Raw genomic sequence first — 13,775 nt, forward strand, 5'->3', positions numbered from 1 at the left:
GTTCTTTTGATATTTTTCTTAATACTTCCAAAATTCTTTCGTAATTTGCATTTAAGTTGTTCATATATAATGATTTGTGGTTAAATCAATTTACTGATTTTCAGTAATATGAGCAACTTTTTTATTTTAAATCATAATGCACAACGGGTTAACGAAATTGAAAACATAAAATTATTTTAGTCGATAAGTATTTATATTTAAAAGTTTTTATAAATATAAAAAGATGATAATGAACAACCGTATTAAGAACGTAACCTCGAAAGTAATTTCCAGCTTTTGGGCAAAATTAGAGCAAGTAAGTTTCGATTTTCTTTTCAAGGATGGAAAAGTTGAACGTCTTACGCATGAAGTCTATGGCAGAAATGATGGAGTTGCAATATTGTTGTATAATACTTCTACAAAAAAAGTGATACTTTCTAAGCAGTTTAGAATACCGATGTATGTTGCTGGGGTAAAAAATGGATTTTCAATCGAAGTAGTTGGAGGTGCTATTGATGAAAACGAATCACCAGAAACCACAGTAATTAGAGAAACTAAAGAAGAAGTTGGGTATCACTTTTCAAAATTAAAAAAAGTTGCTACTGTTTTTTTATCACCGGGATTAATGAAAGAACAAGTGCATTTGTATGTTGCAGAGTATAATGATGACGATAAAATAGATAACGGAGGGGGTTTAGCCTCAGAAAATGAAGAAATTGAAGTGTTAGAGGTTTCATTTTTAGAAGCTTTACAAATGATAGAAAATAACGATATAATTGATGCAAGAACAATTATGTTATTACAATATGTACAAGTAAAACAGTTATTGATTTAAAAGATTACAAAATCAATTCTTTTAAATTGGTTAAACAATTTCTTTTATTTTCGAGTTCTAATTTTATTCATTTTAAGAAAATACAATGTAATTGTTTTAAAAATGAAGTATAAAGTGAATCTTTAAATTACTACGAAGGTCAACAATTAACCACATTTTTTGAAAGTTTTTAATTACTCAAAACCTGTTTGTAGATACATAACTTTGTGTTTAAATTAATATATTTCCATGGATTTATTACCCTTGGTAAATAAAATTATATTTTGTAACTTTGCTTATAAATTTATAAATATGAAAAAAGTATTAGCATTTGCTGGCAGTACAAGTTCTACTTCAATAAACAAACAATTAGCAACTTTTGCTGCAAAAAAATTAGAAAACACCTCATTTGATGTAGTTGATTTAAGAGACTTTCCAATGCCAATCTATAGTGAAGATGAAGAGCAAGAAAATGGTTTCCCAAAAGAAGCAAAGAGGTTTTCTGAATTGCTAGATAATTATGATGGATTTATTATTTCTATGGCAGAACATAATGGTTCTTATGCAGCAGCATTTAAAAACGTTATAGATTGGACCTCAAGAATAAATAATAAACTATTTAGAGAAAAACCATTATTATTGATGGCAACTTCGCCAGGAGGTATGGGAGGTAAATTTGTTTTAGCAGCAGCAGAACAGCGTTTTCCAAGGCATGGAGCAAAAGAATTACTAACTTTTTCTTTACCAAATTTTTCTGATAATTTTAAGGATAGTAAACTTGCAAGTAAAAAACATTTAACTTTATTGAAACAACAATTAACGCAGTTTGAAAGTTTTGTAAACAATTAAGAAATGAAGATAATTTTATATGGAAAAAAAGGCCATGCATACACTGTAGCGTTTAAAAATTTTTTAAACTCGATTGATGAACCTTATACTTACAAAGATATATCAAAAGATGTAGAAGCTAGAGAACACAGTAAAGAACTGTATAATGGTATTGCAAAATATCCCACTTTATTTGTGGATAACAAAGTCTATTTAACTCCAACAACAGAGGAGTTTAATAAAATAATGCAAGATTTAAAGTTAAGAGCGTAATTTTAAGTATACAGTTGATGGTTTATAGTCATTATTTAGCACTTAGTACTTTCTACTTAATACCTAATACTAAATAAATGGGAGACATTTCTAATGATATAAAATCAAGTTTTAAAACCAATAAAGTAAAAGCTTTAATCAATATAAAGTACACAGCTAATTGGTTAAGCAGTAAAGAAAATGAGTTTTTCAAACCTTACGGAATTTCACCGCAACAATATAATATATTACGAATTTTAAGAGGTGCAAAAGGAAAAATAAAAGTGCAAATTGTTAAAGATAGAATGATAGAAAGAGCACCTAATGCCACTCGTTTAATGGATAAGTTGTGTGATAAAGAACTAATAGAAAGAGAACGTTGTGAGCACGATAGAAGAGTGGTTTATGTAAAAATTACCAATCAAGGTTTAGAATTATTATCTGCCATAGATAAACATGATAAATTATCTTTTTTAGAGAAACTATCAGAAGAAGAAGCCAATGTTTTAAGTGATTTACTAGATAAAATAAGATAAAAAAATCTCAAAATATTTTCCTTGTAAATTATTTTTAAGTAAGAAAAGTCATGACAAAATTAAAAACAATACAGCATACAGTAACAAGCCCTTTAGTAAATATGGGGCCAATACGTTTGAGACAGCCCCTGCCTTCACAAGGAATAGAGAATGTAGATCCATTTTTATTATTGCACCATTATGGTCCATACGCCATTTCAGAATTTAACAATCCTTTCGATTTAGGCCCACATCCTCACAGAGGTTTTGAGCCCATAACACTATTGTTTAAAGGCGAACAATTTCATAGAGATTCTTTGGGTAATGAAATGGTTGTAAAAGCGGGTGGTGTGCAATGGACAACAGCGGGGCGTGGAATTATTCATGCAGAAGCACCTACAAAAGAGTTTGTAAAAAAAGGTGGAGATTTAGAAGGGATTCAACTTTGGCTAAACTTGCCTGCAAAAGACAAAATGATAACACCTAATTATCAACATTTAGAAGATGAAGAAATTCCTAAAATAGTCTCTAAAGATCAAAAGGTACAATTAAATATTATTGCTGGAAATCAAAGTGATGTATATGGTAAGATTCTAACACAAACTGTAGTAAATGTTTTTACTGCAAAAGCTAAAGAAAATGGACAGATTGAAATAGAAATTCCAGAAAATCATCAATCTTTAATCTATTTGTTAGATGGAGAAATTTTAATAAACGATACAGCAGTTTTACAAAAAGGAGCACATCAAATGGTAACTTTTCATCAAGATGGAAATACCATAAAGTTTAAAGCCCAAAAAGAAAGTTCAATTTTAATTTTATCAGGAGCACCTATTAAAGAAAAAATAACCCAATATGGCCCTTATGTGATGAATACGCAGACAGAAATTTTAGAAGCAATGCGCGATTATCAGCAAGGAAAAATGGGGTATTTATATTGAAAAAATGCTTTCTAAAATAAAATTTTAGAAACTTTTAATTTGTCATTCCTGCGTAAACAGGAATTTAAAAATAATAACAACATCTTGAATCAAGTTTAAGGTTATAATAAAGTTTATAATGAAAAAAACAATGCACAAAGCAAGCACAAGAGGATTCGCAAATCATGGATGGTTACAATCATATCATACATTTAGTTTTGCTAGTTATCAAAACCCAGAAAGAATGAATTTTGGGATGTTAAGAGTACTAAATGATGATGTTGTGCAACCAAAAATGGGCTTTGGTACACATCCTCATAGAAATATGGAAATTATTTCGATACCAATTACAGGACCTTTGTCTCACAAAGATAGCATGGGAAACAAACGTGCCATTGAAGTAGGAGAAGTACAAGTGATGAGTGCAGGAACAGGTATAACACACTCAGAATTTAATGATAGTAAAACTTCTGAAAGTAATTTTTTACAACTTTGGATTTTACCAGAAAAACAAGAAGTAACCCCTTATTATGATCAAAAAGTGTTTGAGCAAGATGGTAGAAAAAACAAGTTTCAAACCTTGGTGTCTCCAAGAGATAAACAAGTAGAAGGTTCGTTGCCCATACATCAACAAGGATATATTTCTATGATTGATTTAGAAGAAGGTTTTAAAACCGAATACCAACTAAAAAATGGTGCTTATTTTTTCTTAATTAACGGAGAAGTTACAGTTGCTGATGAAACTTTACAAAATAGAGATGCTGTTGGAATTACAGAAACAGACAAAGTAGCAGTAAAAGCAACAAAAAATAGTAAATTATTGATTATAGATGTTCCAATGATGTAATTTTTCTAACAAGTTTTATAAACATTTACCTTTTAATACAATTACCCCAAGTTTATGAATGCTAATAATTCGTGAATTTGGGGCAATTTTTTTTAATCCCAAAAAATAAACATATCTTGCAAGTATTATGCATGCATAATAAATAAAGAAAGGTTTTTGTCGCTCTGCCACAAAATTCAGTTGAAACTGTCATTCCTGTGAAAACAGGAATCTAAACTTTGATAGTTTTAAATTCATTTTTTTAATTAGAATAAAATATTGAAATGAGTAAATATCCACACATTTTTCAACCCTTAGATTTAGGTTTTACAACCTTAAAAAATAGAATTTTAATGGGTTCTATGCATACTGGTTTAGAAGAAGAAAAAAATGGTATAGATAGAATTGCAGCTTATTATGCAGAACGGGCAAAAGGTGGCGTAGGTTTAATTGTAACAGGAGGTATAGCGCCAAACATACAAGGTTGGACAGGACCATTTGCAGCAAGAATGTCTACAAAAAAGCATGCAAAACATCATCAAAAAATAACAAAAGCAGTACATGAAGTTGGAGGTAAAATTTGTATGCAAATTTTACACGCGGGTAGATATGGATATCATCCTTTTAATGTGGCACCTTCAAAAATAAAAGCACCCATTAATAGATTTACACCTTTTAAATTAAAAGAATCTGGTATTCAAAGAACGATTAAAGATTTTGTGAGATCTGCAAAATTATCAAAAATAGCAGGTTATGATGGAGTAGAAATTATGGGTTCAGAAGGCTATTTAATCAACCAATTTATAGCAAAAAGAACCAATAAACGTACAGATAAATGGGGTGGAGTTTATGAAAATAGAATGCGTTTTCCTATTGAATTGGTAAAACAAACAAGAAAAGCCGTAGGCGATAAGTTTATTATTATTTATAGACTTTCTATGTTAGATTTGGTAGAACAGGGTAGTTCTTGGGAAGAAATTGTACAATTAGCTAAAGCAATAGAAAAAGCTGGTGCAACGATCATTAATACAGGTATTGGTTGGCACGAAGCTAGAATTCCTACAATTTCTACTTCAGTTCCAAGAGCTGCATTTACTTGGGTAACCAAAAAAATGAAAGCTGAAATTAACATTCCGTTAATTACTTCTAATAGAATTAATATGCCAGAGACTGCCGAAAAAGTTTTGGCAGAGGGAGATGCAGATATGGTTTCTATGGCGCGTCCTTTTTTGGCAGATCCAGAATGGGTACACAAAGCAAAAGAGGAAAGAGCAGATGAGATAAATACTTGTATTGGCTGTAATCAAGCGTGTTTAGATCATGTTTTTAAACAAAAAGTGGCCAGTTGTTTGGTAAATCCAAGAGCTTGTCATGAAACAGAATTAAGCTATTCTCAAACACGAAATCGCAAAAAAATAGCAGTAGTTGGTGCAGGTCCAGCAGGTTTAGCCGCTGCAACAATTGCTGCTCAAAGAGGGCATCAGGTTACTTTGTTTGATGCTGCATCAGAAATTGGTGGTCAATTTAATATGGCAAAACAAATTCCTGGTAAAGAAGAGTTTTATGAGACCATTAGATACTTTAACAAACAAATCGAAATCCATAAGGTAACCCTCAAATTAAATAAAAAAGTAAGTGTTGCAGATTTAGAAAATTCTGATTTTGATGCAATAGTAATTGCTACTGGCATAAAACCTAGAGTGCTAAATATTGAAGGTGTTAATCACCCAAAAGTACTTAGTTATATTGATGTTTTAAAACATAAAAAACCAGTTGGTAAACGTGTTGCTGTAATTGGTGCAGGTGGTATTGGTTTTGATGTTTCAGAATATTTATCTCACGAAGGTGAATCAACCTCTAAAAATATAGATGCTTGGTTGCAAGAATGGGGAATTGACAAAACTTTAAAAGCCAGAGCAGGTATTGAAGGTGTGAAACCTAATCTTCATCATTCACCAAGAGAAATATACATGTTTAAAAGAAGTGCTGGTAAATTTGGAGGCAATTTAGGTAAAACCACAGGTTGGATTCATAGATCAACTTTAAAAAAGAAAAAAGTACAGTTTATAGGTGAAGTATCTTATCAAAAAATTGATGATCAAGGCTTGCATTACACTCAAAATAATGAAGCAAAAGTTTTAGAAGTAGACAATGTTGTTATTTGTGCAGGTCAAATACCGTTTAAAGAACTGCATCAACCTTTATTAGATTTAGGTAAAAATGTACATGTTATTGGTGGTGCAGATTTTGCAAGTGAGTTAGATGCAAAAAGAGCTATAAATCAAGGAGCAAGATTGGCAGCTAAACTATAATCTTTTCTTATTTTTGTAAAAATATCTAAAACATGAAAAATTTAGTATCTATAATAATTTTATTTTTTAGCATTGGTATTTTTGCACAAGATGCGCCAGAAATGGTAAAATACAATGCAAAAAATGCATCAAATATTTTTTATTATAAATTATCTGAAATACCAAAAGAGATTAAAGTAAAGGATGATGTAACTAAAAATAAAACCATAAAAGCGTTAAGAAATTACAACGATAAAATTAAAAAGATTTCTTTTTTAAATACACCAAAACTTCAAGAGTTAGACTTAATTGTAAATTCTGCTGGAAAACAACTTTATAAAGATAGAGATTTAGCCTTAAAAGTAAGAAAAAAAATAGAAGCCACAGTTTTGCCTATTAGAGACTCTGTAGTCGTTTACGAGAAGACATTAAACACTACTTTAAAAGAATTTTTATCTAAAAAACAATTTAAAAAGTGGTTAAAATATCAAAAAAGAGAAAAAAGAAAACTGATTCCACAACAAAAAAGTAGAAATACTAGACAACCTCAAAACATGAATAGAACAAGAAGTATGGGTATGGGGGGTAGAAGGTTTTAATAAAAATGATATTTACTTTTTTAAAAAAAAAAACAAAATTTTAGCATCCGAAAAAAACTAACGATATTTGTTTTTGAAACTAACTAATTATAAATATGGGAATGAATAAAAATACAGTACTTGCATGGGCAACTTTTATTATGATATTGGTAGGACTTGGCTTAATTGCCATGGGCGCTTTTAGATATGATGATGTTGCTGGCTGGGGTTTTGCTTCTGTAGGTCTAGGCTTTTTTGCAATTGCATGGGTATTTAATGCTTTAAAAGGGCGTGTTTAATTTATAAACAAATCAATTTTTCAATCGCCTTTTTCGGGCGATTTTTTAAATCTAATTTTTAAAATTATAGAATAATGAGTGATGATAAGAAGGTCATCTTTTCGATGAATAAAGTTTCTAAAACCTACCAATCTACAGGGAAACAAGTTTTAAAAGATATTTATTTAAGTTTTTTTTATGGAGCTAAAATCGGGATTCTTGGTCTAAACGGTTCAGGTAAATCAACCTTGTTAAAAATAATTGCAGGCGTAGAAAAGAATTTTCAAGGAGAAGTAACTTTTTCTCCTGGCTATAAAGTGGGGTATTTAGAACAAGAGCCTCAATTAGATCCAGAGAAAACCGTTTTAGAAGTTGTAAAAGAAGGCGTTGCAGAAACGGTAGCAATTTTAGATGAATACAATAAAATAAACGACATGTTTGGATTAGAAGAGGTGTATTCTGATGCAGATAAGATGGAGAAACTAATGAACCAACAAGCAGAATTACAAGACAAAATTGATGCTGCAAATGCTTGGGAATTAGATACTAAATTAGAAATTGCCATGGACGCTTTGCGTACACCAGAATCTGATAAAAAAATAGGAGTACTCTCTGGAGGTGAAAAACGTAGAGTAGCTTTATGTAGATTATTATTACAAGAACCAGAAATTTTATTGTTAGATGAGCCTACCAACCATTTAGATGCAGAATCTGTACATTGGTTAGAACATCATTTAGCACAATATAAAGGTACTGTAATAGCTGTAACTCATGACAGATATTTTCTAGACAATGTTGCAGGTTGGATTTTAGAGTTGGATAGAGGTGAAGGTATTCCTTGGAAAGGAAATTACTCTTCTTGGTTAGACCAAAAATCTAAAAGAATGGAGCAAGAAAGTAAAACAGCTTCTAAACGTCAAAAAACTCTAGAACGAGAGTTAGAATGGGTTAAGCAAGGGGCTAAAGGCCGTCAAACAAAGCAAAAAGCACGTTTAAAAAATTATGATAAATTATTAAGTCAAGACCAAAAACAAGTTGATGAAAAACTTGAAATTTACATTCCAAATGGACCACGTTTAGGAACCAATGTAATAGAAGCTCAAGGTGTTTCTAAAGCCTTTGGGGACAAATTATTATACGAAAATTTAGAGTTTAATTTACCACAAGCAGGTATTGTTGGTATTATAGGACCAAATGGTGCAGGTAAAACAACTATTTTTAAAATGATTATGGGCGAAGAAACTCCAGATAAAGGGAGTTTTCATGTTGGAGAAACTGCAAAAATAGCCTATGTAGATCAAGCACATTCAGATATTGACCCAAATAAAACCATTTGGGAGAATTTTTCTGATGGGCAAGATTTAGTAATGATGGGAGGCAGACAAGTTAACTCTAGAGCTTATTTAAGTAGATTTAATTTTTCTGGTTCAGAACAAAATAAAAAAGTAAATACACTTTCTGGTGGAGAACGTAACCGTTTGCATTTAGCAATGACCTTAAAAGAAGAAGGAAACGTATTGTTGTTAGATGAGCCAACAAACGATTTAGATGTAAATACATTAAGAGCACTTGAAGAAGGTCTAGAAAACTTTGCAGGTTGTGCTGTAGTTATTTCTCACGATAGATGGTTTTTAGACAGAATTTGTACACATATTTTAGCTTTTGAAGGGAATAGTGAGGTATATTTCTTTGAAGGTTCTTTTTCAGATTATGAAGAAAATAAGAAAAAACGTTTAGGAGGAGATTTAATGCCAAAACGAATTAAGTATAAAAAATTAATAAGATAATTTTTTAAGAATTAAAAAAGAGTATTTTTTAATTTTGCCTTCACAAGAACTGTTAATTATGGATCTGTTTCTTTAACTCTAAAGCGTTCATTTCCATAATTAGTAATGTGTTTTTAAAACCGAAATTATTAATTTCTTAGGCGCTTTTTTTATCAATAATAAAGCTGTATAATCTGCTTTTACTAGAATTTTTGTTCCAATTTTACCTAGTCATAAGGCAATTGATTTTTTTTCAATATGCAGTTCTAACTAACGTATCTGGAAATGATATAATAACAATAATACCATTAGAATGCTACTTGTAATTAATTGTTAAAAATCGCTTTTAATAAAATTTTAAAAGTTTTAAACGCAAAAAAGATAGTAAAAACTAATAAGACAGCTGCTGCAGCTAAAATTAAGTAAGAAATGTATTCTTTAGGAGTATGTTTAAACTTGTTTAAAGCTTTATAACCCATGGTAAGGGTAATTGGTGAAGCAATAAATAAGAAAATTAAAACGGCTAAATACTTTAAGCCTTTGCCTAATAAATTAACGTTAGTACTCATTTTTATAATTTTCTATTGCGTTTCTAACATTGCCATATTTTTTTATCAAAATAGATGCTTCCTCTAAGTTGATATCTAGTTCTTTAGCAAGAATTTTATTACCTCTTTCTACTAGTTTATTGTTAGAAAGTTGCATATCTACCATTTTGTTACCTTTTACTTTACCCAATTGAACCATAGTAGCTGTAGACAACATATTTAGTACTAATTTTTGAGCTGTGCCTGCTTTCATTCTAGAACTACCAGTAACAAATTCTGAGCCCACAATTACTTCAATTGGAAATTGAGAAACTTGTGCTAATGGGCTATTTTTATTACAGGTAATACATCCTGTAATAATTCCATTTGAATTGCAATTTTGTAGTGCCGCAATAACGTATGGAGTGGTACCAGAAGCAGCAATACCAATTACAATATCTTTTTTAGAAATTTGATGTTTTTGTAAATCTTGCCAACCTTGGGTTTTAGAGTCTTCTGCAAATTCTACGGCTTTTCTTATAGCATTATCTCCACCAGCTATTATGCCTACAACCAATTCTTGGGGTACACCAAAAGTTGGTGGGCATTCAGAAGCATCTACAATACCCAATCTACCAGAAGTACCAGCACCAATATAAAAAAGTCTGCCTCCTTTTTGTAATTTATGTACAATTTTTTCTGTTAAAGAGGATATTTGAGGTAAGGCTTTTTCAACAGCCAAAGGCACAGTTTTGTCTTCAGTATTAATGTTGGTTAACAATTCTGTTACAGTCATCTTTTCTAGATGATTGTATTTAGAGTCTTGCTCTGTAGTTTTAATAAATTCCATTGCCATCAAAAATACAGAAAATATAATTTTAAAAAATTAAAAATTTTATTAGTTTTAAAATAGATTTTAATTACTCTTTTCAACTAAACTGATGGTAAATGTATCTGTTTCTGAAATATGAAAATAACCCAAAGGAAAATTACTTTTGTTGGTTGTATTGATCATGTTTCCTAAAAGTGAGGATGGAACAGTCTCAAAAGGACCTCCAGAATTTTGACCACTTTGATCTACCAATACTCTAAAGTAGGTAAAATAGTCTTTTGTAATTCCTGAAATTTTGATGTCGATTTCTTGTGGAAATTCAATATTTTCATCTTCATAAAAGTAAGAAAAATTGTAATTAGTACCATTAAAAAATCGGTCTTCAATTGTTAGAAAGTTATAGAAATCTATATTAAATAAATAATAATTTTCTTCTAGAATGTTATCTTTAAAACTTATTTTTAATTCAATTTCTTCCCCAGAAAATAAGGTTTTATCTCCTTGTTCTACTTTTGATAACGGCGTTGACTTCACTTTAGTAGCAGTACCTTTATAAGTTTCATTATCGTAAATAATTGTCAATTCGTAAGTAACATTATCTATAGGGATAAAAGGATTTAAGGGTTCGTAATTTCCATCAGCATCTCCATCAGAAAAATTAATAATTGTGTTGTTTGATAAGTCTGTTAAAAATACGGTTGCATTGGTTACAGTTGGAATTGTTTCTTCAAAATAATCGGCAGACAATCTAAGTTTTACAACAGTATTTGCGTTTACAGGTATTTTGTCAAAAAAAACTTCAAAAGATGCGTCAATAATTAATTTTGGTTGTATTGTAGGAACCTCTATATCTACAACTTTTTCGCAATTTGAAAAAAGCATAATCATTAAAACGGGTAGTATATATAATTTTTTCATGTTCTTAGAAGTTAAAATTATAAGTTACAGAAGGTACAATACCAAAAATAGAGGTTTGTACAGCTTCGTTTCTAAAGGTTTCTTGATTTTGTCTAAATGCTAATGAAGCTGCATTTTGTCTGCCATACAAGTTGTAAATACCAAAAACCCATTCTCCTTGCCATTTTCTGTTTTTATTTTTTTTGGGGGTTAATGTTGCAGAAATATCTAATCTGTGATAGGCAGGTAACCTATCTGCATTTCTTCTATTATCATCAAAAATAGGCACATTTAAACCTTGTATTTCATATTGACCCACTGGATAATTGGCAGGTTGCCCAGTTTGAAAAACAAAATTACTGTTGAATTTCCATTTTTCATTTAGTTTGTAACTTGCATTTATAGAAAAATCATGTGTTTTATCAAATGGTGTACTATACCATTCGCTATTATTGATACCTGGTTCATTAGCAGTTCTACCAGAAGTTAGTTGTTCTGATCTAGAAAGCGTGTAAGAAAACCATCCTTGAAAATCTCCTTCGTTTTTCTTTAATAACATTTCTAAACCATAAGCACGTGCTTTGCCATTTAAAATAACGGTTTCAATTTCGTTATTTGCTACTAAATTAGCACCATTTATATAATCTATTCTATTTTGTATGTCTTTGTAAAACGCTTCTGTTTCTAATGTGTATTTCCCATCTTTAAAAGATTTAAAATAACCTACAGCATATTGGTCTAACAACTGAGGTTTTATATATTTTCCACTGGGTGCCCAAACATCTAATGGAGTAGGAGATGCGGTGTTAGACAGTAGATGTAAGTATTGTACCATTCTATTATAACTAGCTTTTACAGAAGTAAAATCGTCTATAATATAAGACATAGACACTCTTGGTTCTAAATTATTAAAGCTTGCAATTACATCACTTCTTTTAAAATTTTCTATTCCTGTAAGAGTAGCAGATTCGTATCTTTTAAACTCTTGATTATAAATTACAGCTTCATTATTTGCATACACATTTAATTCGTCTTGTCCTAAACGTGTAAAATTGCTATATCGTAAACCATATTGCATTCTAAATTTATCGCTGATTTTATGCTCTGTATTTAAGTAAAAGGCAAATTCATTGGCGTATTTGTCAATTAGCTTTTCTGCAACAATACCAGAATCTTCTCTGTTGGGTATAATTTTCCCTGGATTAAATTTTGTGTAAATGTTATTGATACCATAACTCAATTTTATTTTATCATTTACATAATGATTAAAATCGTACTTTATATTGTAGTTGGTTATGCCAGAATCCCATTCAAAACCTACAAAATCTAAGGTTAGCCCATAAAAATAATCAGAATAAATTAAAGATAAATTAGAAAACAATTTATCAGAGAATAAGTGGTTCCATCGTAAATTAGCTACCTGATTTCCGTAAGTATTTATAAAATTTTCGCTAATTCCAAAAAAATCTTTACCAAAATACCCCGAAAAGAAAACGCTGTTTCTATTGTTAATTCTATAATTTATTTTGGTGTTTAAATCATAAAAATAAGCAATATTGTCATTGTCAAAAAGTGGTAAAAATAAATGTGCATAAGAAGATCTTCCACCAATTAAAAAAGATATTTTTTCTTTTTCAATAGGACCTTCAATTAACAATCTAGAAGAAACCAAACCAATACCACCAGTTACGTTAAAATCTTTGCTGTTTCCTTCTTTTTGATAAATATCTAACACAGAAGACAATCTACCACCGTATTTTGCAGGAATACCTCCTTTAAATAATTTTACATCTTTAATTACATCTGGATTAAAAACAGAAAAGAAACCAAATAAGTGAGAGGAGTTAAAAACAATAGCTTCGTCTAATAAAATTAAGTTTTGATCTGCTGCGCCACCTCTAACATTAAACCCTGATGCACCTTCGCCAGCACTAGTTACACCTGGTAATAAAATTAAAGATTTTATAATATCTGCCTCTCCTAAAACCACAGGTATTTGTTTTATGGTTGCAGAGGAAAGTTTGTTAACGCTCATTTGCGGCGTTCTAATATTTAGTTTTTCTATATTAGTTTCTAAAACTATCTCGTCTAAACTTTCTGTAGCTTCTTTCAGTTTAAAGTTTTTTGTTGTTTTTTCTAATAATTTTAAAGATGCTACAATGGTAGAAAACCCTAAATAACTTACTTGTACTTGGTAGTTTCCTTTGGGTATTGTAATTGAGTAGAAACCATATTGATTGGTGGTTGTACCAATATTAATTTCTGGAAAATAAATAGAGACTCCAATAAGCGTTTCATTATTTTTATTATCGTAAACGGTACCACTTAAAGTTATTTTTTCTTGACTGAAAGCAGTTATAGACAATAAAAAAAACAGGATTAGTATTTTTTTTGATAGCAACATTTTGTTTAATTAGTTGTTAAAATTGTAAAACAAAAGTACAACAGAACTTTGGTAAGAAAACGTTAAAA

General features: G+C 30.2%; 14 protein-coding genes. 10 read left to right on the plus strand and 4 right to left on the minus strand.

Going from position 1 to position 13,775, the window contains the following annotated elements; genetic code table 11:
- Positions 1-229: 229 nt before the first annotated feature.
- The 10 genes from AC2D6T_RS11275 to ettA all read left to right on the plus strand — a co-directional run bounded on the left by AC2D6T_RS11275 (position 230) and on the right by ettA (position 9,068).
- Positions 230-814 carry an NUDIX domain-containing protein gene (locus tag AC2D6T_RS11275; protein WP_484681563.1) on the plus strand — a complete coding sequence of 195 codons (585 nt, stop codon included), beginning with the start codon at positions 230-232 and terminating at the stop codon, positions 812-814.
- A 291-nt stretch (positions 815-1,105) separates the two neighbouring features.
- Positions 1,106-1,642: an NADPH-dependent FMN reductase gene (locus AC2D6T_RS11280; protein ID WP_438989680.1), complete on the plus strand. Its 537-nt coding sequence runs from the start codon at positions 1,106-1,108 to the stop codon at positions 1,640-1,642.
- A gap of 3 nt (positions 1,643-1,645) precedes the next feature.
- Positions 1,646-1,894: a glutaredoxin family protein gene (locus tag AC2D6T_RS11285; RefSeq protein WP_438989681.1), complete on the plus strand. Its 249-nt coding sequence runs from the start codon at positions 1,646-1,648 to the stop codon at positions 1,892-1,894.
- Positions 1,895-1,971: 77 nt separating this feature from the next.
- Positions 1,972-2,409 (plus strand): MarR family winged helix-turn-helix transcriptional regulator, encoded by a 438-nt coding sequence (locus AC2D6T_RS11290; RefSeq protein WP_298948819.1) that lies wholly within the window; start codon positions 1,972-1,974, stop codon positions 2,407-2,409.
- A gap of 50 nt (positions 2,410-2,459) precedes the next feature.
- Positions 2,460-3,329 (plus strand): pirin family protein, encoded by an 870-nt coding sequence (locus tag AC2D6T_RS11295; RefSeq protein ID WP_438989683.1) that lies wholly within the window; start codon positions 2,460-2,462, stop codon positions 3,327-3,329.
- Between the two features lie 118 nt (positions 3,330-3,447).
- Positions 3,448-4,155 carry a pirin family protein gene (locus AC2D6T_RS11300; protein WP_484681564.1) on the plus strand — a complete coding sequence of 236 codons (708 nt, stop codon included), beginning with the start codon at positions 3,448-3,450 and terminating at the stop codon, positions 4,153-4,155.
- A 263-nt stretch (positions 4,156-4,418) separates the two neighbouring features.
- Complete coding sequence (locus AC2D6T_RS11305) at positions 4,419-6,446, plus strand: oxidoreductase (protein WP_484681565.1); 2,028 nt, start codon at positions 4,419-4,421, stop codon at positions 6,444-6,446.
- A 32-nt stretch (positions 6,447-6,478) separates the two neighbouring features.
- Positions 6,479-7,024, plus strand: a complete 546-nt coding sequence (locus AC2D6T_RS11310) for a hypothetical protein (protein WP_484681566.1) — start codon at positions 6,479-6,481, stop codon at positions 7,022-7,024.
- Between the two features lie 95 nt (positions 7,025-7,119).
- On the plus strand, positions 7,120-7,302 hold the full coding sequence (locus AC2D6T_RS11315; protein ID WP_298948829.1) for a CAL67264 family membrane protein: 183 nt from the start codon (positions 7,120-7,122) through the stop codon (positions 7,300-7,302).
- A gap of 74 nt (positions 7,303-7,376) precedes the next feature.
- A complete protein-coding gene (ettA, locus tag AC2D6T_RS11320; RefSeq protein ID WP_347186458.1) occupies positions 7,377-9,068 on the plus strand; it encodes an energy-dependent translational throttle protein EttA in 1,692 nt (563 codons plus the stop codon).
- A gap of 305 nt (positions 9,069-9,373) precedes the next feature.
- Here the strand turns inward: ettA and AC2D6T_RS11325 are convergent, their stop codons facing one another.
- The 4 genes from AC2D6T_RS11325 to AC2D6T_RS11340 all read right to left on the minus strand — a co-directional run bounded on the left by AC2D6T_RS11325 (position 9,374) and on the right by AC2D6T_RS11340 (position 13,707).
- Positions 9,374-9,616 (minus strand): DUF6095 family protein, encoded by a 243-nt coding sequence (locus AC2D6T_RS11325; RefSeq protein WP_484681567.1) that lies wholly within the window; start codon positions 9,614-9,616, stop codon positions 9,374-9,376.
- Positions 9,606-10,424 (minus strand): N-acetylmuramic acid 6-phosphate etherase, encoded by an 819-nt coding sequence (gene murQ, locus AC2D6T_RS11330; protein WP_484681568.1) that lies wholly within the window; start codon positions 10,422-10,424, stop codon positions 9,606-9,608. The genes AC2D6T_RS11325 and murQ overlap by 11 nt, the downstream gene beginning before the upstream one ends.
- A gap of 66 nt (positions 10,425-10,490) precedes the next feature.
- Entirely contained in the window at positions 10,491-11,324 is an 834-nt protein-coding gene (locus AC2D6T_RS11335; RefSeq protein WP_484681569.1) for a DUF4249 family protein, read from the minus strand.
- 4 nt (positions 11,325-11,328) lie between these two features.
- Positions 11,329-13,707: a TonB-dependent receptor gene (locus AC2D6T_RS11340; protein ID WP_484681570.1), complete on the minus strand. Its 2,379-nt coding sequence runs from the start codon at positions 13,705-13,707 to the stop codon at positions 11,329-11,331.
- Positions 13,708-13,775: the final 68 nt, after the last annotated feature.

It is taken from the genome of Polaribacter sp. YIW18 (assembly GCF_057219325.1).